Source organism: Sinorhizobium numidicum, assembly GCF_029892045.1.
GTDB classification, from domain to species: domain Bacteria; phylum Pseudomonadota; class Alphaproteobacteria; order Rhizobiales; family Rhizobiaceae; genus Sinorhizobium; species Sinorhizobium numidicum.
Window position 1 is genome coordinate 371089 of sequence record NZ_CP120368.1, and the last position, 21560, is coordinate 392648.

The window sequence follows — 21560 nt, forward strand, 5'->3', positions numbered from 1 at the left end:
ACGCTGTGACGCCGGATGAGGGGACAACCGCAAGCGCATTTCTGGCTAGCAAGCGAGATCTGCGACCACTGCGTCGAGGATCAGCATGCCGGCCGGCGTGCAGCGCAAGCGCGAATTGCCGAGCCGCTCGATGAAACCGTGCTCGATCAGGAACTGTTCGCGCGCCGGATCCGGGTCCCGCCCCGAAAGTGTCTGCCAGCGAGCGAGGTCGACGCCTTCCTTCAGCCGGAGCCCCATCAACAAAAGCTCGTCGGCCTGGGCTTCGAGATCGAGCAGTTCGCGCTCTACCATGCCGTCGCCACGTTCTTCGACGAGGCGAAGCCATTCTTCCGGCTTCCGTTCCGTTGCCGTCGCGATCTTGGCGCCGGCGGTCGTCAGACGCCCGTGGGCACCCGGGCCAATACCGGCATAGTCGCCATAACGCCAGTAGGTGAGGTTGTGGCGGCTTTCGGCGCCTGGTCGGGCATGATTGGAGACTTCATAGGCCGGCATGCCGATCGCCGCCGTTATTTGCTGCGTCGCTTCGTAAAGCACCGCCGACTGCTCGCCATCCGGCACGACAAGCTTGCCCGCCTTATGCAGGCCGTAGAACGGTGTCCCTTCCTCGATCGTCAACTGGTAGAGCGAGAGATGGTCGACGGCGTAGGAGACGGCTTCCCTCAACTCACGCTCCCATTCCTCGACCGTCTGGTTGGGGCGGGCATAGATCAGGTCGAAGGACATCCGCGGAAATATCTCGCGCGCGAGCCGAACCGCCTTCAGTGCGTCCTCGACATTGTGCAGCCGGCCGAGGAATTTGAGGTCCCGGTCGTTCAGTGCCTGAACGCCGAGCGACACGCGGTTGACGCCGGCGGCGCGATAGCCATGGAAACGCGTTGCCTCAACGCTCGAAGGATTGGCCTCCATGGTGATCTCGATGCCGTGGGGCACGTACCAGTGCTGAGCGATGCCGTTGAGGATGGTCTCGACAGTCGTCGGATCCATCAGCGACGGCGTGCCGCCACCCATGAAAATGCTCGTGACGGTCCGCGGACCGGAAAGCGCCCGAACTGCCGCCATCTCCTTGAGGAACGCAGCGACAAAGCGCGGCTGGTCCACCGGCTGATGGCGAACGTGGCTGTTGAAGTCGCAATAGGGGCATTTGGCCGCGCAGAACGGCCAGTGCACATAGACGCCGAAACCCGGGTCCATGCCGTCACCGATCGCCGAAAGCGGGGCCGTCTGCATTGTCTTCGTTCCTTAGATCACGATGATTTTGGTTCGGATTGACCCAAAAATCATAAAACGTGATTGATTCTCACAAGCTAGCGCGGGATGCGGGCGGAAAACCGCACACACTTTTCCTTATCCGCTCTAGGCGCCGAGGCAGGTTTCGGCGAAAAGCTTGAAGGCGCGGGCGCGATGCGAAAGGGCTTCTTTATCGCCCGGCCTCCAGCCGTGTTTTTCTTCCGCGCTCATTTCGCCGAATGTGGTGTCGTAACCCTTCGGTTGGAAGATTGGATCGTAGCCGAAACCGCTCGTGCCGCGCGGCGGCCAGACGACGTGGCCCTCGACCTCGCCGCGAAAGAGCTCCACGTGCCCGTCCGGCCAGGCAAGGCAGAGCACGGAGACGAAGCGCGCGGTGCGGCTTTCGGGCGTCACCGCGCCCTTCTCCTGAAGCGCGCCTTCGACCTTTTCCATCGCTATAGCAAAGTCGCGGCTGCCATCTTCGCGCTCGGCCCAATTGGCCGTGTAGACGCCAGGCGCGCCGCCGAGCGCGTCGATTGCCAGGCCGGAATCGTCCGAAAGCGCCGGCAGGCCCGAGGCTCTTGCAGAGGTAAGCGCCTTGATCATCGCGTTTTCCTCGAAGGTCGTGCCGGTTTCATCCGGTTCGACGAAATTGAGATCGGCCGCGGACTTCGCCTCAAAGCCGAGCGGGCCGATCAGATCGCGAATTTCGCGGATCTTGCCGGCATTGTGACTTGCGACGACGAGCGTCTTGTCATCCAGTTTGCGCATCCTGTTGCGTTCCATTTCGAGCGGTAGCGATCGCAATTCAATCTTCAACGGCCCAGAGGCCCGGTTCCGCGCATTCGATGCTGTTGCCGGCAGGGTCGCGGAAATAGAAGGAGCGGGCGCCGTTCGGCCAGCGAATGTCTGCCTCGATCGCAACGCCTGCCTGTTCCAGTTTCGTCTTCCATGCATCGAGCGCCTCTGCGGCGACACGGAAGCACATATGTCCATGCCCGTTCGTGCCATGGGGAGGCACGGGGAGCGCATCGGCGGCAGGCGGCTTCATCGTTTCTGCCGGATTGAAGATCAGAAGCACGCTGTCGCCGCAGCGGAAGAAAACGTGTCGGTTGCCGGCGCGGGTGATCCGCTGCAAGCCGAGCACCGTGCCGTAAAAGGTCTCGGCGCGGTCGAGATCCTCCGCATAGAGCGCAGTTTCCAGAATGCCTTCAAGCGCCGGGGCCAATTCGCTTCCTTTCGCTCAACCGGCAATCGCCTGCTTCTGCAGTTCGATAAGCTCGGCGATGCCCTTCTTTGCGAGGCTCATAAGACTCGCGAATTCTTCCTCGCTAAAGGGTTTGCCCTCGGCCGTTCCCTGGATCTCGACGAGGCCGCCGCTGCCGGTCATGACGAAATTGGCGTCGGTTTCGGCCGCCGAGTCCTCGAGATAATCGAGGTCGATCACCGTCTGATTGGCAAAGATGCCACACGAAATCGCCGCGACGTGGTCCCTCAGAACCTTTTCCACCTTGACCATGTTACGCGCCTCCATCCACTTCAGACAGTCGTGCAGCGCGATCCATGCCCCGGTGATCGAAGCAGTGCGTGTACCGCCATCCGCCTGGATGACATCGCAGTCGATGGAAATCTGACGCTCGCCAAGCGCCGGCAAGTCGACGACGGCACGGAGCGAGCGCCCGATCAGCCGCTGAATCTCCTGCGTCCGGCCGCTCTGCTTGCCGCTCGCCGCTTCGCGCCTCATCCGCTCGCCGGTCGCGCGCGGCAGCATGCCGTATTCGGCCGTGACCCAGCCCTTGCCGCCGTTGCGCAGCCATGCGGGAACTTTCTCTTCAAGGCTCGCGGTGCACAGCACATGCGTGTCGCCGAAGCGCACGAGGCAGGAGCCCTCCGCGTGCTTGGAGAAATTGCGCTCGAAGGAAACCTTGCGCATTTGGTCGGTTTTTCTGCCGGATGGCCGCATCGTCAACTCCTGTCGTATCTCGGAGCCTTCTAGAGCATGGCGCCACTAAAGGGAACCAGTTGATATCGGAGGACGAGCGCGATTTTTCCCTTTTGCCATCGCCAGCGCGGATCACTATATTTCTGCCAGACACAAATCACCGTTCTCACGGAGTAACATGGTACTGCGCAACTCTGGAGCGAAGGAGATCGCGGCGGCACTCGATGAGCGCTCCGGCGACATATTTCGTCGCATCGTCGAGAGCTATCTCGAAAGCGGCGAGCCGGTCGGCTCACGCAATCTTTCGCGGCTGCTGCCGATTTCGCTGTCGCCCGCCTCCGTGCGCAACGTGATGAGCGATCTCGAGGACCTAGGCCTCATCTATTCACCGCATGTCAGCGCGGGGCGGCTTCCGACGCAGACGGGTTTGCGCTTCTTCGTCGACGCCTTCATGCAGGTCGGTCATCTTTCACCGGAGGACCGCGCTTCGATCGAGCGACAGGTCCGCCGGGGAGATCGGGATCAGCCGGTTGAAAGCCTGCTCGCCGAGGCAAGCCAGATGCTTTCCGGCATGTCTCGCGGTGCCGGCCTCGTTATCACCACAAAGAGCGACCCGGTGTTGAAGCACGTCGAGTTCATCCGCCTGGCGCCGACCAAGGCGCTTGCGGTCCTCGTCGGCGAACATGACCAGGTGGAAAACCGCATCATCGAACTGCCGGCGGGTGTCACGAGCGCGCAGCTGACCGAGGCGGCCAACTTCCTCAACGCCCATCTTTCCGGGCAGACGATCGCGGAAGTGCGGACGCAACTCGAAAAGGTCAAGAAAACGGTGCGCGGAGAGCTTGACGCCCTGTCGCAGGACCTCGTCGAACGCGGCCTCGCGATCTGGTCGGGCAGCGAAGGCGACGAGAAGCCGACGCGGCTCATCGTCCGTGGCCGCGCCAACCTGCTAGAGGGCCTCGAAGGTGCCGAGGATATCGACCGGCTACGCATGCTGTTCGACGATCTCGAAAAGAAGGACAGCCTGATCGAGCTCCTCAATCTCGCAGAAAGCGGCCCGGGCGTGCGCATCTTTATCGGATCGGAAAACAAGTTGTTTTCGCTTTCGGGATCATCGCTGATTGTCGCGCCCTACCGCGACAGCGATGACCGCATCGTCGGCGCCGTCGGCGTGATCGGCCCGACTCGGCTCAATTATTCACGCATCGTACCAATGGTCGATTACACCGCCCAGCTCATGTCGCGGTTGTCGCGTTGAACGCACCCTTTTAATGGGCAGACCGATTGCACCCTTGATTTTTCGGGCTCAAACCTCGATATCGGCTTCGAACCCTGGCAACTGAACGTTCAAGCAGAGCGACTTCCGCTGGTTTGATGATGCCGAAGACACGCAAGAAAAGATATTCGGAGAACGTCATGACCGACGAAACGAAGAAGAACGGACCTGAGGCCGCGGCTCAGGCAGAGAAAATGGCCGCTGCCGCGCCGGAAACGGCGGAAAGGCCGGAAGCCGATGTGTCCGCCGCCGCGCCAGATCCGCTGGAGCTCGCCAAAGCGGAGAATGCGGAATTGCGCGACAAATATCTTCGCCTCGCCGCCGAGATGGACAATCTGCGCCGGCGCACCGAGCGCGACATCAAGGATGCGAAGGCCTATTCCGTCGCCGGCTTCGCGCGCGACATGCTGGCGGTATCCGACAATCTGCGCCGCGCGCTCGAGGCCATTCCGGCCGAAGCGAGGGAAAGCGGCGAAGCAGGTCTCACGGCTCTGATCGAGGGTGTGGAGATGACCGAGCGGGCAATGCTCGCCGCGCTTGAGCGCCATGGCGTGAAGAAGCTGGAGCCGACTGGTCAGAAGTTCGACCCGAACTTTCATCAGGCGATGTTTGAAGTTCCGAACGCGGACGTTCCGAACAATACCGTCGTTCAGGTGATCCAGGCAGGCTACACGATCGGCGAGCGCGTTCTGCGGCCGGCGATGGTCGGTGTTGCAAAGGGCGGCCCGAAAGCGGCAGCAGCCGAAAACGAGACGCCGGCGGCCTGACGCCGCTGACGATACCTGAATAAATATAAGGAGGCGCCGCGTGCGAACGCGGCGCCTCTTTCTTTAATACCCGCTATCGCGGGAATTCCTCCCTGAAATCCGACGCGACTATCTCAGGCAAAGAGCTGACGGAGATGATCGTTGAGGAAGCGGCCCTCCGGATCGACCCTGGCCCTGAGCGCGCGGAAATCGCCGGCGCGCGGGTATAGTACCGTGACGTCCTCGGTGGCGAGGAAGTGCAGCTTGCCCCAGTGCGGCCGCGAACCGTACTGGCGGAGGATTGTGTCGACGTCCTTCAGATATTCCCAGTAATCGGTGCCGGGCTCGCCTGAGACGGAGAGCGTGATCGAATCCTGTTCGTAGAACGGGCTTATCCAGCCGGAATCGCCTGCCGTGAAACGATATTCGATCGGGTAAACGCAGGTCGGATGCTTTTCCAGCATCAGCTTGCGCACGGCCCGCACCGCATCCTTGCCGTGCGCGACCGGCACCGCATATTCCAGCTCGTGGAAGTTGGGTACGTATTCGATCGGATAGATCTCCGACGAATAGGCGATCTTTTCGAATGCCTGCTCCATCGGCGGCCGCTCGGTGATGTCGATCACCTTCATCTCGCAGACGTCCGAGGTCTTGCTGGTCGTCGAGACCGCGGAGGTGTCCGGCAGGCAATAGCAATGCCTGCTTTCGAGAACCGGGCACCAGAAGAAGCCAAAATGCCGGTGCTTGGCCGCAAGCTCGTCGTGTTGTTCCATGCATTCGTCAAAGTCGCACCGCCACAACTTCTCATGCAGATTGTAGCTGTCCATGGCCTGCAGCGTGATTTCCGAGACCACGCCGAGCATGCCGATGGAGACGCGCGCCGCTTCAAGCAGGTCGGGCGTCGTTTCGTCGACGACGAGGATGCTTCCGTCGGGTTGAACAAGGCGCATGCCGACGATCTGCGAGGCCATGTTACCGAGCGCGGCGCCGGTGCCGTGAGTCCCGGTGGTGAGCGCGCCGGCAAGCGCTTGGCTGTCGATATCGCCTTGGTTGATGAGAGACAGCCCGCTGGACTTCAGCACCTTGCCAAGCTGGTTGATTGTCGTGCCGGCCTTGACCGAGACGCGCTTGCGCGCCTGATCGATATTGACGACGCCCTGCATGCCGGAAAGCGTCAGCAACAGCCCGCTCGTCGCGACGACCGGCGTGAACGAGTGGCCGGAGCCGGCGCAACGCACGTTGAGCCCGGCGGATGTCGCCTCCCGGACCATCTCGGCAAGTGCGGCTTCGCTCTCCGGCGCGCCGTTGTGACGCACGATGCATGATTGATTGCCGACCCAGTTTCTCCAGTGGCCACCTGCCTGCAGCATTATTTTCGTCTCCCTCAGACTGCGGTGAAGCAATTATCAACGAACAGGTGCGTGCCGTTGACGAAGCTCGATTCGTCGCTCGCCAGGAACAGCGCTGCACGGGCGACTTCCATCGGGTCGCACATCCGCCCCTGTTGGGCGGCAATTGCGGCTTCGGATACGTCGACGCCGTATTTGCTTAGACCCGCGATCTCACGCTTGCCGTGGTCCGTGGCTATGAAGCCGGGGCAGACGGCATTGCAGCGGATGCCCCGGTCGCGGAACTCGACAGCGATCGCGCGGGCAAACATATGGCAGGCGCCCTTCGTCGTGTCGTACAGCACTTCCATCGGCGTTGCGGCGACCGCCGAAATCGACGAGGTGCAGACGATGCTGCCACCGCCCGCCTTGAGCATGCCTGGAAGCACGGCCTTGGTCATCAGGAACATGCTGCGGACATTCACCGCCATCAACCGGTCCCATTCGTCCTCCTCCGTTTCGAGGAGAGGACCGACGGCAAGGATGCCCGCATGGTTGAACAACACGGTGATCGGCCCAAGAGCATCTTCGACGGCACCGACCGCAGCACTGACCTGCGCCGAAACCGAGACATCGGCGGCCGCGAACACGGCACTGCCACCCTCGGCGCGAATGGCTGCGGCAACCTCCTCGCCCTTGCTGTGCGGCAAATCGACGATGCCGACTTTGGCGCCCTCACGGGCGAACAATCGAGATGCCGCCAGTCCGCAGCCGCCAGCGCCGCCGCTGATTAGTGCAATCTTGCCTGAAAGCTTGCCCGTCATCACGTTCCTCCTTCCGCATCCCGTTGCCGAAAGCTCTGACGGGCTGCCGTATCAACCGCTTGTTTCGGGAATTATCATTGACGAAGCGAAGGCTGTCGATATCCCACGGGGGATACGCGCAACCCTACAGCCGCCTGCATCTTTTCAGACGCACAAAGGTTGCTGTAGCACTTTGAATTGCTGCATGTTTTTATCCTTAAATCGGCTGCAGTAGTTGCAGGAGGGAAGTCATTCGATGTTGGCAAGGGAACTGGCGGATATCTCGGCAATGATCGGCGGTATCGGCACCCCGGATTTCGGCCCGGCGCTTGATGCAATGTTGCGGGCTGTCGTCCCTTTCGATCTGTCGGTGGTCTTTGCTTTCCCTTACGACGCCCGGCCGATCCTGTTGCATGACGGCTATACGCATGAAGTCGCGCCGCATGCGCTGGCGGCCTATCTCGGCGGGGCCTATCTGCTCGATCCGTTCTACGTTGCTTGCAACAACGGTCAGGAGGCAGGCCTATGGCGCATGCGGGAGCTCGCGCCGGACCGCTTTTTCCGCTCGGGCTTCTCATCCTCGGCGGAGGTTCACCCTTGCGTCTCGCTGGAGAAGGGTTCGCTTATCGAGGAGGTGGGGTTCGTCATTCCGCTGCAAGAAGGCATGCAGGCGACGTATTCGCTGATGCGCTGCCGCGGTCGGTCGTTCAGCGGGCGGGAACTGGATCGCTTGAGGCTCTACGAACCGATCGTGCGACAGGCTGTACGTTCGAATTGGCGTCGACAGGACACGGCGGCCGCGGTGCCTCGGGACGAGGCAGCCGATGCGATGGAACGTGCCTTCGAGAGCCTTTTTTCCGACCGGTTGACCAAACAGCAGCGCAATATTGTCCGGCTGATCCTGCGCGGCCACAGCAATCTATCGATCGGCAAGGCGATGAACATTGCCGAAGGGACCGTTCGGATCCACCGCAAGAATATTTATCGCCGGCTTGGTATTTCCGGCCAAGGCGCGCTGTTCCGAATTTTCATAGATCACCTGAACCGGCGCCAGTTCTACTAGTTGCTGGCCGGCTTGACATTGGCACTAATCCAAAGCGTCGTGCCCTGCCTGCCGCAGCTTCATGCGGCGTGCGAAGTCGTGTCGTCGTTGAGCAGGGTGTAGATCGCGCTGGCGGAATCACTCGCCCGGATCTTCGCCACCATGTCATGGTCGCGCAGCACGCGCGCGATGCGAGACAGTGCCTTCAGGTGGTCGGCACCGGCGCCTTCCGGCGCGAGCAGCAGAAAGACGAGATCGACCGGCTGGTCGTCGAGCGCCTCGAAATCGACCGGCGTGTCGAGCCGTGCGAAGATGCCGACGATCGACGGAAGATTGCTGAGCTTCCCGTGCGGGATGGCGATGCCGTTGCCGACGCCGGTGGATCCGAGCCGTTCCCGCTGCAGGATGACGTCGAAGATTTCCCGCTCCGGCAAACCGGTGAGTTTGGATGCTTTTGCCGCCAGTTCCTGAAGGAGTTGTTTCTTCGAGTTGGCCCTCATGGCCGGGATGATCGCATTTTGATGCAGCAAGCCTGCCAATGCCATTCTTTTGTCCTCGTTCGCCGGTTAGAGCCTGACAACTTCATCACAAATGTGTCGTGATGGCTCTATCCATCTTTATCTTGGCGGGTACCATGCACAGAAAAGTCGAGCTTTTCCGGCTGTCCGCTGATCCGAGCGGCGGGGTAGGCCGGACGTATCGGCCTCCCCCGGCCCTGCTCATGCCTTGATATTGGCGGCGTCGATCCAGCCAATATTTCCATCGTTGCGCCGATAGACGATATTCAGATCTTTGTTGCCGGGACTGCGAAACATCAGTACCGGTTCGTCCGTCATGTCGAGTGCCATGACAGCGCTTGCAACGGACATCGTCCTCAGTTGTTTCGTGCTTTCGGCAACGATCGTCGGTGCATAATCCTCCGGAACTTCCTCGTCCGCATCAGGCACCGAATCCATCACTGTGTAGGCCACCTCGGCAGCGCTCTGGCCGTTGCCGTTATGATGATCCTTGAGCTTGCGCTTGTAGCGTCGAAGCCGCTTTTCGATACGCTCCGCAGCCCCATCAAAGGCTAGCTGAGGCTCGTTCGCCTGGCCGTTCGCCTGCAATACCACGCCCGTGTCGAGATGAAGCTTGCAGTCCGCGCTGAAACGCGATCCAGACTTTTCCACAGTGACCTGGCTTGAATATCCTCCGTCGAAATATTTGGTCACGGCCTGCTGTATCTGCTCCCCAATACGGGCGCGGAACGATTCGCCGATTTCCATATGTTTACCGGATACACGCACACTCATGGAGTTTCCTCTCTCGTTCGTGATTGCGCGTCCAGTCTATTCCAAGCGCTTCCGTCATCCAAGCGTTTCAGCAAGGGCGCGCATGCGCCGCCGGAAGATCGCGCGGAACCGCCGAAGTGGAGTTTGCGTCCTTCGGCAATTGCGGCGGCCTCATATCCCTTGTGTCGCAGGGAGTCAATTGCCGGTCGCAAAAATATCGACGCAGGCCCCCTCCCTTCAAACGAGGCGGGGCGTGAGGAGACTAGCACTTGCCCGCTTCGCCCCGCTGGCGGGGAGAAGGTGGCCGGCAGGCCGCTGAGGGGAATCCGGACGAGAAGCCGCTCGTCGGCAATCAGAAGCCGGCAGCCTTGGCGAGTGCCCGCTTCTCGCGCCGTCGCTGGACGGAGGAAGGTATGTTCATCGCCTCGCGATATTTGGCGACGGTCCGCCGGGCGATGTCGACGCCGGCCTGCTTTAAGCTCTCGACGATGTCGTCGTCGGAAAGCACCGCGCCTGCGCTTTCCTGATTGATCATCGTGCGGATCCGATGACGAACGGATTCCGCCGAGTGTGCATCCCCATTCTCGGCCGAGCCGATCGAAACGGTGAAGAAGTACTTCAATTCGAATAGCCCGCGAGGCGTCAGCATGTATTTGTTCGATGTAACTCGGCTCACCGTCGATTCATGCATCTTGATCGCGTCGGCGACTATTCTGAGGTTGAGTGGGCGCAGGTGGTCGACGCCGTTGACGAGAAAGGCGTCCTGCTGCCTGACGATCTCGCTCGCCACCTTCATGATCGTCCTGGCGCGCTGGTCGAGGCTGCGCGTCAGCCAGTTGGCATTCTGCAAGCATTCGCTGAGAAAGGCCTGGTCGGCACTGTTTTTCTGGGTGCCGCGCGAGATCTCGGCGAAATAGTCGTGATTGACGAGAACCCGGGGCAGGGCGTCAGGATTGAGTTCGACCAGCCAGCTACCGTTCGGCGCCGCGCGTACGGTGACGTCGGGTATGATCGCCTCGCTGACGCAGGTTTCGAAGCTGGTGCCCGGTTTCGGGTCGAGCTTGCGGATTTCGGCGAGCATGTCGATCAGATCTTCCTCGTCAACGCCGCAGATTTTCTTGAGGCTGGCGAAATCGCGGCGCGCCAAAAGCTCCAGATTGGCGACGAGCGCGTCCATCGCCGGATCGAGGCGGTCGCGCGCGCGCAGCTGAATGGCGAGACATTCGCTGAGGCTGCGTGCGAAGACGCCCGGCGGATCGAATTGCTGCAGGACGAGCAGCACGCGCGTCACGTCTTCTGTCGCCGCGCCGAGCCTGGCCGCCGTCTCCCGCAGGTCGGCGTGCAGGTAGCCTGCTTCATCGAGCTGGTCGATGAGATGTTGGGCAATCAGTCGGTCTCCGGGCGTGCCGAGCGCGAAGGGAAGTTGTTCGAGAAGGGCCTCCCTCAGAGTTTTTCGGCCGGCGACAAAATCGTCGAGATCGTATCCCTCGCCATTGTCGCCGTCGCCCCCGCCGGGCATCGATTTCCATTGGCCGAGCAACTCCGGAGCATCGGCGCGCTGCGGCGTCGTGTCGTCCGGGAAGACGTTTGCGAAGTCGGCGTCGAGCTGTTCGCTGAGCCTCTCGCCGGTGCTCGATGTGGCGCTATCGTAAAGGTCGCGCTGGGTGCCAGCCTCGTCCGCGTCGCTTCCGGTGTCGCTGCCAGTGTCGACGGAGAGGGATGCCGCTTCCTCGCGGCCGGCGCGATCCTGCGGGATTACCATTTCATCGCCGGACTGACATTCGAGCAGCGGATTCTTCTCGACCTCCTGGGCGATGAACTGATTGAGCTCCAGATGGGTCATCTGCAGCAGCTGGATCGACTGCATCAGTTGCGGTGTCATGATCAGCGACTGCGACTGTCGCAAATGAAGGCTGGCGGACAAAGCCATGCTGACGCGAAACTCCCGTCCAATCTCGAGGGCCCGGATCGTTTTTCGATCGCTTTGCACGGGCCGTTTATTATTACAGCGCCATGCGTTTTTCAGACGCACAAAGTCGCTGTAACATTTTGAACTGCTGCATGGTTTTATCCTTAAATCGGTTCCGATTTAAGAAGCCATGCAGTAGTTGGCCCAAAAATTGCTTATTAAGGGGATTTGGTCAAGCGTGGTCGCGAGCCGCAGCGACAAATTCGCTGCCGCGAGGCACTCAGAGACTGAAGTTATCGCCGAGATAGAGCCTGCGTACGTCTGGGTTGGTAACGATGTCGTTGGCGCGGCCATGCGTCAGCACTTCGCCGGCATGGATGATATAGGCGCGATCGATCAGTCCGAGCGTCTCGCGCACGTTGTGGTCGGTGATGAGAACGCCGATGCCGCGCGAGGTCAGATGCCGCACAAGCGCCTGGATATCGGCGACCGAGATCGGGTCGACGCCCGCGAAAGGCTCATCGAGCAGCATGAATGTCGGGTCGGTCGCGAGCGCCCGCGCGATTTCGAGACGCCGCCGTTCGCCTCCGGAAAGGGCGATCGCCGGAGACTTGCGCAGGTGGGTGATCGAAAATTCACCAAGCAGATCGTTGAGCTTGCTCTCTCGGCGGTCGAGGTTCTCGTCGTGAACTTCGAGCACGGCGCGGATATTTTCCTCGACCGTCAGCCCGCGGAAGATTGAAGCCTCCTGCGGCAGATAGCCGACCCCAAGGCGGGCCCGACGATACATCGGCATCGAGGTGACATCATTGCCGTTGATCTCGATCGAGCCTTCGTCGACGGGCACTAGGCCGGTGATCATGTAAAAGCAGGTCGTCTTGCCGGCGCCGTTCGGCCCAAGCAGGCCGACGGCCTCGCCACGGCGCACGACGAGCGATACGCCATTGACGACCCGGCGCGAGCGATAGGACTTTGTGAGGCTGCGGGCGATCAGCGTGCCGTCATAGCGTGCCTTGTCGACCGCGTGGGCAGCTATGGCTGCCGCCGACGGCTTTCTGACCCGTTTGCGTTTGTGAAGAAAAGGAATGTGCACGAGCGGGTCTACGTCAGTTCTTCTTGCGGGACTGCGGATCGAGTTGGATCTGCACGCGGCCGCCGCAGGCTTCCAACTGGGCTTCACCCGTATCCATCTGCACGTTCAACTGGCAGCCGACGAAAACATTCTTGCCTTCCGACAACACCACTTTCTCGCCCTTGAGCACCAGTGTCTGCTTGGTCAGGTTGAAGGAGCCGGTGTCGGCGGTCGCCTGCTGAGTGCCGGAATCGAGGAGCACGCGATTGCTCACCTCGATACGATCGATATCGGCGCTGCCACTCGAAATGGTACCGCCGCCTGTCTTGTAAAACACCGTCATGCTGCCGGCCTGCAGCGTTGTCGTGCCCTGAACGACTTTGACATTGCCCGTGAAGATCGCCTTGCTTTCGGGATCCTTGATTTCGAGCTTGTCGCTCTCGATCTGGATCGGCTTGTCGTTGGAGAGCTGGAGGCCCTTCATGTTGCTGGACGTCGCCTGCGCGGACGCATCGGAGACAATCATCAAGGCGCCGATCCCGGCAATGACCAGGCTGGCGGAAATCTTAAAAAAAACGGTAGCTTTGACCGACATGGGTGCACCGGGTCCTATTATTTTGCGTTCTTGCGGATGGTGCTGGGTTCAACATTCACCCGTACCATGCCCTCGAATGTTACAATACGTCCCTTATCTGTCATTCGCAGCTTCTGCGCAATGATCGATCCGCCGTTCATGCTGATCGCGATCGGCTGTTTCGTTTCCATTTCGCCCGCATTGATGTCCAGATAGGCCGATCGGAAATCGGCATTGACGCCATTATTCATGGAAATCGTGAACGGTGCGTTCATATCGAGCGTGTTGGCACCACGATCATAGATGCCGCTTGCCGCGTCCACTGTCGCAATCAGCGTCTCGTTGACCGGCATTTCCGCGTGGATCGTCTCGAGAGTGATGATGTTCGGATTCGCGATATCCTGCAGCGCGCGCTGCGCCTTCATCGAATAGCTGATATCCTGCTTGTTGCGGCCGGAGATCGCCGGGTTCTGCATCACGATCTTGCCGTTCTCGATCGTTGCCGTTTCAAGCTGCAGTTGCTCCGGCAGAAAGGCGCGTACGAAGGAGACCGCCACAAAAATCAGCGCGATAGTGCCCGCAGCGAGCGGCAATATCACTTTCAGGCGCCTGACCAGCGCCGAATGCCGCGCCGCCGAGGCGTAGGCATCCGAAGAGCTCGTGCCCGAATCGCTAAAGATTGCGGGAAATCGTGCTTCGTTCAGCATGAAAGGGCCTGTTGGTTCCGTTTGATATCCGCGAACCCAACGGGATCCGCATTTACATACACTGGCGTAAGTCACGGCAAATATGGTTATTTTCTTGTCGTCCGGCAATGGAGCGACAAAAACTTTGAAATGCAGCGAAAAAGCCGTCGGTGACTTTCGCTCGCCGCCAACCGCGACTATCTAGCTTGCCGCAGCGCGCGCAGATAGCATGTTCCGCTGGAAACTGACAGGACCCGCGACAAGAAATCGGGAGATACTCATGGATGAACTTGCCATTGCCGACCGCCGCAGCCTGCGCAGAAAACTAAGCTTCTGGCGTTGGGCGGCTGCGGGCCTCCTCGTCGCCGGCGCCCTCGTACTGTTTGCCCTTTCCGGTTGGGGCGAGGTGGCGGAGCGCACCCGCGATCACGTAGCGCGCGTGACCGTTTCGGGCCTCATCCAGGATGATCGGGAACTGGTCGAGCGCCTGGATAGGATTGCGGAGAACGATTCCGTCAAGGCTTTGATCGTGACGATATCATCCCCGGGCGGGACCACCTATGGCGGTGAAGTGCTCTACAATGCGATCCGCAAGGTGGCTGCCAAGAAGCCGGTCGTCTCGGATGTACGGACACTTGCTGCGTCCGCCGGATACCTGATTGCACTTGCCGGCGATCGGATCGTCGCCGGCGAGACCTCCATCACCGGATCCATCGGCGTCATATTCCAGTACCCGCAGGTCAAGAACCTGATGGACAAGCTCGGCGTGTCGCTCGAATCGATCAAGTCGAGACCGCTCAAGGCGGAGCCCTCTCCATTCCATCCGCCAAGCGACGAGGCCCGGGCGATGATCCAGACGATGATCGACGACAGCTATGCCTGGTTTGTCGATCTGGTGGCAGAACGACGCAAGCTGCCGCGGCCGGATGCGCTCGCGCTGGCGGACGGCCGGATATTTACGGGGCGGCAGGCGCTCAAGGACAAACTCGTCGATACACTCGGTGGTGACGACGAGATCAGGGCGTTTCTGGCTGATCGGAAGGTGCCAAAAGAGCTTGCGGTCGTGGACTGGGAGGAGTCAGGCGGCAAACTGCCATTCGGCCTTGGCGCACTCGTCTCCGAATGGATCAAGATGTTGGGATATGACGCTTTTCCGTCGATGAGGGCGTTCGAAAAGATCGGCGGAGAGAAGTTGTTTCTTGACGGTCTTGTTTCGGTTTGGCAGGTTGATGGCCAATTGAAAAGGCAAGATATCTTGCCCTGAGCGACGGGGCCGCAACTACAGACCCGGGGCGTCGGGCGATACCCTTCCGAAAGTCACAAAGCAAAACAGAACAAGATAAGAGAACCAAGGGGGCGACAGTGATCAAGTCAGAACTGGTGCAGATTGTCGCGGCGCGCAATCCGCATCTCTACCACCGCGATGTCGAAAATATCGTCAATGCGGTTCTCGATGAGATCACAGATGCGCTCGCGGCAGGAAACCGGGTCGAGCTCCGCGGCTTCGGCGCCTTCTCGGTCAAGAACAGACCGTCGCGCTCCGGCCGCAACCCGCGCACGGGCGATTCCGTTTTCGTAGAGGAAAAATGGGTGCCTTTCTTCAAGACCGGCAAGGAACTGCGTGAGCGGCTCAACCCGGACATGAACGGCGACGATGAGGACTGACGGGCGAGAGGCGCTGTAACGGCGCACGGCGGCGCGATACGCCTTGCAGGCGCATGAGCGCTCATCTCTTCAATTTGCGCGTCGTGTCTGGCGAAGATCGTTCCGCGTCGACGCTATAGCCGGAGCGAGTGCATGTTCAAGAAGCTGATCAATATCGTCGTTCTCGTGCCGGTCGGGGTGATCCTGATCGTGCTGAGCGTTGCCAACCGCCAAATGGTGACTTTGGCCCTCAATCCGTTCAATACGGCCGATACCGTGCTCTCTGTCTCGGCACCGTTTTTCGTTTTCCTCTTCCTCGCTGTCATACTCGGCCTGATCGTCGGGGCGACGGCGATGTGGATCAATCAGGGAAAATACCGGCGCCGCGCCCGCAATGAAGCGAACGAAGCGCTGAAATGGCACCGCGAGGCGGAAAAACAACGCAGGCAGGCGGAAAGTCAGGCACAGCACACGGCTTTGCCGACGCCACGGACCTGACGGAGTCGTTGCGCTTTTTACCCCGCGCAAAGCCGGCGCGAAACGGGACCGGGAAGCCGCACGCATCTTGCTCCGCGGGCTAGCTCGCCGCTTCGGCTGCGCCCGTGACGGCCAGGTTGAAGTCGGAAAAGAACTGCTGCGCGAGCTTCCTCGACGTCGAATCGATCAGGCGCGACCCGAGCTGAGCGAGTTTGCCGCCGACCTCCGCCTTGACATCATAACGCAGCACCGTTTCGTCACCCTCCTCTGAGAGCGTCACGTCGGCACCTCCCTTGGCGAAACCGGCGACGCCGCCTTTGCCCTCGCCGGATATCCTGTAGCTGGCGGGTGGATTGAGGTTGGAAAGGATGACATTGCCGTTGAAGGTCGCCGAAACCGGACCGATCTTGACCTTGACCACCGCCGTAAGCTCCGTCGGCGATATCATCTCGAGCAACTGGCAGCCCGGAATGCATCGTCTTAAAATTTCCGGATCGTTCAAGCACTGCCAGACTGCGTCCCGGCGCGCCGCGATACGTTCCTCGCCCGTCATGTCCATGCCGCGTCCTCCACCTGCTTCTCGCCTGATCATGGCAAATCGGAAACGGCTTTGCCAAGAGCACCGGCAATGCTATTTGCACGGCTTGAAATGTTTCGCGCATGGATTCCGGCGCGGGAACGGCGTATGAGCACGGCTTCCGCCCGCCGGCGGGGTCGAGAGCGGGTGCGTCGGATGGTTTGAGCAGAGTCCAAGGATCAGCGCGTGAAGGAAAAAGATCGGCGATCGAAGAACGCCTCGGTCACGGCGGCGAAGGGCCGGGGCGCCGAGGCGCGCGGCGGTCGTCACGAGCAAAGACAGCCGCCGGCAAAGGGCGTCCCATTCAAGGGCAAGCCCGCCGCAACGCCGCCCTCGAAGGCCGTGCTGCAGCGCTCCTCCTTGAAGGAGGCCGCCGCGGTGCGCGTCGTCAAGCCGAGGACCGGAGAGAAGCCGGCCGAAACCGTGCCGCTCATCCTCGAAACGGTTGCTACCGCCGGCTATCACCTGATCGATAGCGGCGATGGGGAGAAGCTCGAGCAATATGGTCCCTATCGCGTCGTCCGGCCGGAGGCTCAGGCACTGTGGCCGAAGTCGCTGCCGGCATCGGTCTGGGAAAAAGCGGACGCCGTCTTCACCGGCGATACCGACGAGGACGGCATGGGACGCTGGCGTTTTCCGGGGGAGGTGCTCGGCGAAACCTGGCCGATGAAGCTTCTAGATACGGATTTCCTCGGCCGTTTTACTTCGTTCCGGCATGTCGGCGTTTTTCCAGAGCAGCTTGCCCATTGGTCATGGATGCGGGATCAGGTGGCGACGGCCGACCGGCCGCTCAAAGTTCTCAATCTCTTCGGCTATACCGGCGTCGCCTCACTGATTGCCGCCAAGGCGGGCGCAGAAGTCACGCATGTCGACGCTTCCAAGAAAGCGATCGGCTGGGCGCGCGAGAACCAGACGCTGGCGCGTGCCGAAAAACTGCCGATCCGCTGGATCTGCGACGACGCGATGAAGTTCATCCAGCGTGAGGAGCGGCGCGGCAGCCGCTACGACATCATCCTGACGGATCCGCCGAAATTTGGTCGCGGCCCGAACGGCGAGGTTTGGCAGCTTTTCGATCATCTGCCGGCGATGCTGGACACCTGCCGCGAGATCCTGTCGCCGGAGGCGCGCGGCTTGGTGCTCACCGCCTATTCCATCCGTGCGAGCTTCTATTCGATCCACGAGCTCATGCGCGAGACGATGCGCGGGCGCGGCGGCCGGGTGGAATCGGGCGAGCTCATCATCCGCGAGGGCGGTCTCGACGGCAAAGAGCCGGGCCGGGCGCTCTCCACCTCCCTTTTCAGTCGCTGGGTACCCGAATGAACAATGACAGAGGCGATCACGGCACGTCGCGCGTCGGCCAGGTGAAGGAGGTTACCAGCCTCACCAATCCGATCATCAAGGACATCCGCTCGCTTGCCCAGAAGAAGCACCGTGACGAGACGCGCTCCTTCATGGCCGAGGGCCTGAAGCTGGTAATCGACGCGCTCGATCTCGGCTGGAAGATCAAGACGCTCGTCTATGCCAAGGCGGCGAAGGGCAAGCTGCAGGTCGAGCAGGTGGCGGCGAAGACAGTGGCTAAAGGCGGTCTCGTCCTCGAGGTCAGCGAGAAGGTGATTTCGACAATCACCCGGCGCGACAATCCGCAGATGGTCGTCGGTATTTTCGAGCAGCGTTATCGGCCGCTCAAGGATATCCACCCGCAGGAGGGCGAGACCTATGTGGCGCTCGACCGTGTTCGCGACCCCGGCAATCTCGGAACAATCATCCGCACCGCTGACGCCGCGGGCGCGTCGGGCGTCATTCTCGTCGGCGAGACCACAGACCCTTTCTCGCTTGAAACCGTGCGGGCGACGATGGGGTCGGTGTTTGCCATGCCGATCGTCCGTACCAATGCCGAGGACTTCATAAAATGGCAGAAGACGACCGGCGTTCGCGTTGTGGCGACGCATCTGGCAGGCTCGGTCGATTACAGGACGATCGACTATAAGTCGAAGCCCGTCGTGCTGTTGATGGGCAATGAACAGGCCGGCCTGCCGGTGGAACTCGCGCGCGAAGCGGGCGCACTCGCCCGTATTCCGCAGGCCGGACGTGCGGACTCGCTCAATCTTGCCATTGCCACTGGCATTATGCTGTTCGAAGCGCGGCGCCACCTCTTGTCTCTGGATGCTGGCGCATGAGTGGAGGCAAGACCCTGTTCTCCCGGCCGCTGCCGATTGCGGTCTTCATTCTGATTGCGATCGCCGCGGACCAGATCGTCAAGTATCTCGTGGAGGCTTTTCTGCCGTTCCAGCAGGCGGTGCCGGTCATTCCGATGCTGGCTCTCTATCGGACCTATAATTATGGCGTGGCCTTCTCCATGCTTTCCGGCATGGAAGCGTGGTTCATCGTCGGCATCCGCCTCGCTGTTGTCGCCTTCGTGCTGTGGCTGTGGCGGCGCACGCCGAAGGATCGCTTCTTCGCCCACCTCGGCTATGCGATGATCATCGCCGGCGCGTTGGGCAACCTCGTCGACCGGCTGCTCTTCGGCTACGTCATCGACTATGTTCTGTTCCACACGGCGACATGGTCATTTGCGGTCTTCAACCTCGCGGACAGTTTCATCACGGTCGGGGCAGGTGCGATCATCCTGGACGAACTTCTGCAGGCCAAAAAGGAACGTTCGCTAAAACTTTAGAGATGCGTTGAAGGCATTCGGAAGGCCCACCGTGCTACGCCGGTGGCATGAGCGAACGGCCACGATTGAAGCACCGGATAAGCCCTGGCGATAGACTGTCACCGTCTGCGGCGGTAGACGTCGGCCCCTCGCTTGGCCGCAGCGTTTGCGCCATCGGTGGAATCATGGCCGCGGCACTTCTCGTCGCCGTCGGTGCGAGCGCCGGCTTCCATCTGCTTCCGGCGTTGATCGCCGTCGGCGGCCTTGCCGGTGCTTTCCTGCTTCTTGCCGACGAGGTCGGGCCGGCTGGACGGACGGGTGCGGAGGACGAGAGCCCGTACGCGCCCGAGCGGCAGCGTGGCGAAGCTCCGGCTCCATTTTCACCAATTCACGACGCGTTGGGCGACCTTGCCGTCATCCGCGGCATGGACGGCACAATCGTGTGGGCCAATGTGATTTTTCATCAGGTTTGCGCCCGCGCGGATGTGAGCGGGCTAACCTGCGCGGCCGTGGGCCTGAGCTTCGAACCAACGCCTGAGCCGGACCGCTATCTCGCGCGCCTCGCGACGGCGACGGGCGTCCGTCTCTACGACTGGCACGACGTCATCGCACGCGAGCCCGCGAGCGGCCGGCTGACGCGTCACAGCATTGGCCGCGACGTGACCGAGGAGGCGCGGGCGGCGCGCGAAAGGGAGGAGGCCCGTAGGCGCGCGGAAGAGGCGAGCCAGGCGAAATCGCGCCTACTCGCCACTGTTAGTCACGAAATCCGCACGCCGCTCTCCGGCATTCTCGGCATGAGCCATCTGCTCGCCCAGACGCAATTGTCTGCCGAACAGCACAACTATCTTGCCGGCATGCGTCAGTCCGGCCATGCGCTGGTCCAACTGGTCGAGGACCTCATCGATTTCTCTTCGCTTTCGGCCGGACGGTTTAAGTTGCGCCCGTCACAACAGGACTTGCGTGGCGTCCTAGAGGGTGTGGTGGAGATGCTCTCCCATCGCGCGCATGAGAAGGGCATCGAGGTCGGCGCAACGGTTGCGGCCGATGTGCCCGCAAGCATGGAATTCGATGCGGCACGTCTCCGGCAGGTTTTATTCAATGTGATCGGCAATGCGGTGAAGTTCACGGAAACCGGCGGTGTCTTCGTCGCAGCCGATATCGACGAAGGTTGCGTGCGCATCCGCATCGACGATAGCGGCCCTGGCATGTCGGCCGAAGAACTCGGGCGCGTCTTCGAGGAGTTCGAGCAGGCCGGCGACGATGCCCAGCGCGCTAAAGGCACTGGCCTCGGTCTCGCAATATCGCGGCGTATAATGGAAGCCTTTGGCGGCAGCCTGACCGCTTGCAGCACGGCCGGTGTCGGAAGCCGTTTCGAGGTTTGCTTTCCGCTCGAGGGCGCCGAGCCATCTTCCGCCCTCGCCAGACGCGGCATGCTATCGGGTATGCATGTGCTGGTGTTGGCGCCGGATGGCCCCGCTTCGGCGGCGCTTGCTGCCACGATCGCAACGCTCGGCGGCAAGTGCCATCGGGCAGCGACGCTCGCCGTTGCCGAAAGCTTCGCCGCCGCGGCGCTGACAAACAGCCTGCCTTTGACCGACATCATTGTCGACCACCGCCGTGCGGGCCAGTTCCGCGAGCTTCTGTTCAGGCTGCCGGCTATCGGCGCGCTCAGATTGCGCAAGACTTATCTCATTAATCCTGAAGAACGCACCAGCCATCCCGTGAACCAGATGGGCGGCTATGAGGCCTGGCTGATTCGTCCGTTGCGCGAAAAGTCGCTGGTGGAGGTTTTGCTCGGACGCCTGAAAGGCATCGAAAAGCGGGATGCGATCAACGACAACAGGCCCGTTCTCAGGGAGGAGCCGCCTGTGGCCGTGGCTAAGGGAGCTCGTGCCATCCTGGTCGCCGAGGACGATCCCGTCAATGCGCTGATCCTGCGGACGATCCTTCGGCGGGCGGGGCATTCTGTGCAGCAGGTCGGCGATTTCCGGGCGCTTGAAGCCGCCATCCATGGGCAGGACGGCGCGTGCGTGGCGCCCTCTCTCATCGTCACCGACCTCAACATGCCGGGTGGTGACGGGCTCGCCGTGCTGAGACGTCTTCGCGAGAAGGAAGCGGCCGGAGATATGGTGCGCGTGCCCGTCATCGTGTTGACGTCGGACGTCCGCGGCGACCTGCACCAGCTTCTGCTTGCAGCCGGTGCCGATGGGGTGTTGTCCAAGCCCATTGAACCGGCGCGGCTCGTCACGGAAATCGCTGACCTTCTCGAGGGCGAAAAGACGTAGCCTTCGTAGGTTCCCAGCATCGCCGTGTTGGGGTTGCCCACAGCTATC

At 61.2% G+C, this 21560-nt stretch carries 23 protein-coding genes; 10 read left to right on the top strand and 13 right to left on the bottom strand.

The genetic code is table 11. The features are described 5' to 3' along the window. Window positions 1-45: 45 nt before the first annotated feature. The 4 genes from hemW to rph form a co-directional block, all read right to left on the bottom strand. Entirely contained in the window at window positions 46-1227 is a 1182-nt protein-coding gene (hemW, locus tag PYH37_RS12900; protein ID WP_280735341.1) for a radical SAM family heme chaperone HemW, read from the bottom strand. 126 nt (window positions 1228-1353) lie between these two features. Then, window positions 1354-1998, bottom strand: a complete 645-nt coding sequence (rdgB, locus tag PYH37_RS12905) for an RdgB/HAM1 family non-canonical purine NTP pyrophosphatase (RefSeq protein WP_280735342.1) — start codon at window positions 1996-1998, stop codon at window positions 1354-1356. Between the two features lie 37 nt (window positions 1999-2035). Continuing rightward, complete coding sequence (locus PYH37_RS12910; protein ID WP_280735343.1) at window positions 2036-2455, bottom strand: VOC family protein; 420 nt, start codon at window positions 2453-2455, stop codon at window positions 2036-2038. 15 nt (window positions 2456-2470) lie between these two features. Next, window positions 2471-3190 carry a ribonuclease PH gene (rph, locus tag PYH37_RS12915; RefSeq protein ID WP_280735344.1) on the bottom strand — a complete coding sequence of 240 codons (720 nt, stop codon included), beginning with the start codon at window positions 3188-3190 and terminating at the stop codon, window positions 2471-2473. Between the two features lie 157 nt (window positions 3191-3347). On the opposite strand from rph, the gene hrcA reads away from it, so the two are divergent. Beyond that, the gene (gene hrcA, locus PYH37_RS12920) at window positions 3348-4427 is read left to right on the top strand and encodes a heat-inducible transcriptional repressor HrcA (protein WP_280735345.1); all 1080 of its coding nucleotides are present in this window, start codon (window positions 3348-3350) and stop codon (window positions 4425-4427) included. A gap of 158 nt (window positions 4428-4585) precedes the next feature. After that, window positions 4586-5212 carry a nucleotide exchange factor GrpE gene (grpE, locus tag PYH37_RS12925; protein WP_280735346.1) on the top strand — a complete coding sequence of 209 codons (627 nt, stop codon included), beginning with the start codon at window positions 4586-4588 and terminating at the stop codon, window positions 5210-5212. A 113-nt stretch (window positions 5213-5325) separates the two neighbouring features. Here grpE and PYH37_RS12930 read toward each other — a convergent pair whose 3' ends face one another. Together PYH37_RS12930 and PYH37_RS12935 are read right to left on the bottom strand one after the other, a co-directional pair. Then, on the bottom strand, window positions 5326-6561 hold the full coding sequence (locus PYH37_RS12930; RefSeq protein WP_280735347.1) for a D-arabinono-1,4-lactone oxidase: 1236 nt from the start codon (window positions 6559-6561) through the stop codon (window positions 5326-5328). Window positions 6562-6575: 14 nt separating this feature from the next. Then, the gene (locus tag PYH37_RS12935; RefSeq protein ID WP_280735348.1) at window positions 6576-7343 is read right to left on the bottom strand and encodes an SDR family NAD(P)-dependent oxidoreductase; all 768 of its coding nucleotides are present in this window, start codon (window positions 7341-7343) and stop codon (window positions 6576-6578) included. 235 nt (window positions 7344-7578) lie between these two features. On the opposite strand from PYH37_RS12935, the gene PYH37_RS12940 reads away from it, so the two are divergent. Continuing rightward, window positions 7579-8385 carry a helix-turn-helix transcriptional regulator gene (locus PYH37_RS12940; protein WP_280735349.1) on the top strand — a complete coding sequence of 269 codons (807 nt, stop codon included), beginning with the start codon at window positions 7579-7581 and terminating at the stop codon, window positions 8383-8385. Window positions 8386-8444: 59 nt separating this feature from the next. Here PYH37_RS12940 and ptsN read toward each other — a convergent pair whose 3' ends face one another. From ptsN to lptC, 6 genes are all read right to left on the bottom strand, one after another. After that, entirely contained in the window at window positions 8445-8909 is a 465-nt protein-coding gene (gene ptsN, locus PYH37_RS12945) for a PTS IIA-like nitrogen regulatory protein PtsN (protein ID WP_280735350.1), read from the bottom strand. Window positions 8910-9083: 174 nt separating this feature from the next. Then, on the bottom strand, window positions 9084-9656 hold the full coding sequence (gene hpf, locus PYH37_RS12950) for a ribosome hibernation-promoting factor, HPF/YfiA family (RefSeq protein ID WP_280735351.1): 573 nt from the start codon (window positions 9654-9656) through the stop codon (window positions 9084-9086). Between the two features lie 331 nt (window positions 9657-9987). Beyond that, window positions 9988-11565 (bottom strand): RNA polymerase factor sigma-54, encoded by a 1578-nt coding sequence (gene rpoN / locus PYH37_RS12955; protein ID WP_280735352.1) that lies wholly within the window; start codon window positions 11563-11565, stop codon window positions 9988-9990. 259 nt (window positions 11566-11824) lie between these two features. After that, the gene (lptB, locus tag PYH37_RS12960) at window positions 11825-12631 is read right to left on the bottom strand and encodes an LPS export ABC transporter ATP-binding protein (protein WP_425336151.1); all 807 of its coding nucleotides are present in this window, start codon (window positions 12629-12631) and stop codon (window positions 11825-11827) included. A gap of 19 nt (window positions 12632-12650) precedes the next feature. After that, on the bottom strand, window positions 12651-13211 hold the full coding sequence (locus PYH37_RS12965) for an LptA/OstA family protein (RefSeq protein ID WP_280735354.1): 561 nt from the start codon (window positions 13209-13211) through the stop codon (window positions 12651-12653). A gap of 17 nt (window positions 13212-13228) precedes the next feature. Next, entirely contained in the window at window positions 13229-13897 is a 669-nt protein-coding gene (lptC, locus tag PYH37_RS12970) for an LPS export ABC transporter periplasmic protein LptC (RefSeq protein WP_280735355.1), read from the bottom strand. A gap of 259 nt (window positions 13898-14156) precedes the next feature. Here lptC and sppA point away from each other — a divergent pair, with 259 nt between their 5' ends. The 3 genes from sppA (at window position 14157) to PYH37_RS12985 (ending at window position 16018) form a co-directional block, all read left to right on the top strand. Next, window positions 14157-15140 carry a signal peptide peptidase SppA gene (gene sppA, locus PYH37_RS12975; RefSeq protein WP_280735356.1) on the top strand — a complete coding sequence of 328 codons (984 nt, stop codon included), beginning with the start codon at window positions 14157-14159 and terminating at the stop codon, window positions 15138-15140. 98 nt (window positions 15141-15238) lie between these two features. Continuing rightward, a complete protein-coding gene (locus tag PYH37_RS12980; protein ID WP_280735357.1) occupies window positions 15239-15541 on the top strand; it encodes an integration host factor subunit beta in 303 nt (100 codons plus the stop codon). A gap of 132 nt (window positions 15542-15673) precedes the next feature. After that, window positions 15674-16018, top strand: coding sequence for a DUF1049 domain-containing protein (locus tag PYH37_RS12985; protein ID WP_280735358.1), 345 nt, complete (start codon window positions 15674-15676; stop codon window positions 16016-16018). 79 nt (window positions 16019-16097) lie between these two features. Here the strand turns inward: PYH37_RS12985 and PYH37_RS12990 are convergent, their stop codons facing one another. Then, a complete protein-coding gene (locus tag PYH37_RS12990) occupies window positions 16098-16556 on the bottom strand; it encodes an SRPBCC family protein (protein ID WP_280735359.1) in 459 nt (152 codons plus the stop codon). A gap of 204 nt (window positions 16557-16760) precedes the next feature. Between PYH37_RS12990 and PYH37_RS12995 the strand changes: the two genes are divergently transcribed. The 4 genes from PYH37_RS12995 to PYH37_RS13010 all read left to right on the top strand — a co-directional run bounded on the left by PYH37_RS12995 (window position 16761) and on the right by PYH37_RS13010 (window position 21512). Then, complete coding sequence (locus PYH37_RS12995; RefSeq protein WP_280735360.1) at window positions 16761-17894, top strand: RsmD family RNA methyltransferase; 1134 nt, start codon at window positions 16761-16763, stop codon at window positions 17892-17894. After that, entirely contained in the window at window positions 17891-18751 is an 861-nt protein-coding gene (locus tag PYH37_RS13000; protein WP_280735361.1) for a TrmH family RNA methyltransferase, read from the top strand. The genes PYH37_RS12995 and PYH37_RS13000 overlap by 4 nt, the downstream gene beginning before the upstream one ends. Further along, window positions 18748-19248, top strand: coding sequence for a signal peptidase II (gene lspA, locus PYH37_RS13005; protein WP_280735362.1), 501 nt, complete (start codon window positions 18748-18750; stop codon window positions 19246-19248). The genes PYH37_RS13000 and lspA overlap by 4 nt, the downstream gene beginning before the upstream one ends. Window positions 19249-19412: 164 nt before the next feature. Next, a complete protein-coding gene (locus tag PYH37_RS13010; RefSeq protein ID WP_280735363.1) occupies window positions 19413-21512 on the top strand; it encodes a hybrid sensor histidine kinase/response regulator in 2100 nt (699 codons plus the stop codon). The last annotated feature ends 48 nt before the right edge of the window (window positions 21513-21560 follow it).

What these genes read in the sequence shown, in the direction of transcription:
- lptC (WP_280735355.1), bottom strand. Translation starts at nt 13,897, where the DNA reads ATGCTGAACGAAGCACGATTTCCCGCAATCTTTAGCGATTCGGGCACG.
- PYH37_RS12985 (WP_280735358.1), top strand. Translation starts at nt 15,674, where the DNA reads ATGTTCAAGAAGCTGATCAATATCGTCGTTCTCGTGCCGGTCGGGGTG.
- PYH37_RS12990 (WP_280735359.1), bottom strand. Translation starts at nt 16,556, where the DNA reads ATGGACATGACGGGCGAGGAACGTATCGCGGCGCGCCGGGACGCAGTC.
- PYH37_RS13000 (WP_280735361.1), top strand. Translation starts at nt 17,891, where the DNA reads ATGAACAATGACAGAGGCGATCACGGCACGTCGCGCGTCGGCCAGGTG.
- lspA (WP_280735362.1), top strand. Translation starts at nt 18,748, where the DNA reads ATGAGTGGAGGCAAGACCCTGTTCTCCCGGCCGCTGCCGATTGCGGTC.
- PYH37_RS12965 (WP_280735354.1), bottom strand. Translation starts at nt 13,211, where the DNA reads ATGTCGGTCAAAGCTACCGTTTTTTTTAAGATTTCCGCCAGCCTGGTC.
- rpoN (WP_280735352.1), bottom strand. Translation starts at nt 11,565, where the DNA reads ATGGCTTTGTCCGCCAGCCTTCATTTGCGACAGTCGCAGTCGCTGATC.
- hrcA (WP_280735345.1), top strand. Translation starts at nt 3,348, where the DNA reads ATGGTACTGCGCAACTCTGGAGCGAAGGAGATCGCGGCGGCACTCGAT.
- rdgB (WP_280735342.1), bottom strand. Translation starts at nt 1,998, where the DNA reads ATGCGCAAACTGGATGACAAGACGCTCGTCGTCGCAAGTCACAATGCC.
- PYH37_RS13010 (WP_280735363.1), top strand. Translation starts at nt 19,413, where the DNA reads ATGGCCGCGGCACTTCTCGTCGCCGTCGGTGCGAGCGCCGGCTTCCAT.
- grpE (WP_280735346.1), top strand. Translation starts at nt 4,586, where the DNA reads ATGACCGACGAAACGAAGAAGAACGGACCTGAGGCCGCGGCTCAGGCA.
- ptsN (WP_280735350.1), bottom strand. Translation starts at nt 8,909, where the DNA reads ATGGCATTGGCAGGCTTGCTGCATCAAAATGCGATCATCCCGGCCATG.
- PYH37_RS12940 (WP_280735349.1), top strand. Translation starts at nt 7,579, where the DNA reads ATGTTGGCAAGGGAACTGGCGGATATCTCGGCAATGATCGGCGGTATC.
- PYH37_RS12930 (WP_280735347.1), bottom strand. Translation starts at nt 6,561, where the DNA reads ATGCTGCAGGCAGGTGGCCACTGGAGAAACTGGGTCGGCAATCAATCA.
- hpf (WP_280735351.1), bottom strand. Translation starts at nt 9,656, where the DNA reads ATGAGTGTGCGTGTATCCGGTAAACATATGGAAATCGGCGAATCGTTC.
- PYH37_RS12935 (WP_280735348.1), bottom strand. Translation starts at nt 7,343, where the DNA reads ATGACGGGCAAGCTTTCAGGCAAGATTGCACTAATCAGCGGCGGCGCT.
- rph (WP_280735344.1), bottom strand. Translation starts at nt 3,190, where the DNA reads ATGCGGCCATCCGGCAGAAAAACCGACCAAATGCGCAAGGTTTCCTTC.
- sppA (WP_280735356.1), top strand. Translation starts at nt 14,157, where the DNA reads ATGGATGAACTTGCCATTGCCGACCGCCGCAGCCTGCGCAGAAAACTA.
- hemW (WP_280735341.1), bottom strand. Translation starts at nt 1,227, where the DNA reads ATGCAGACGGCCCCGCTTTCGGCGATCGGTGACGGCATGGACCCGGGT.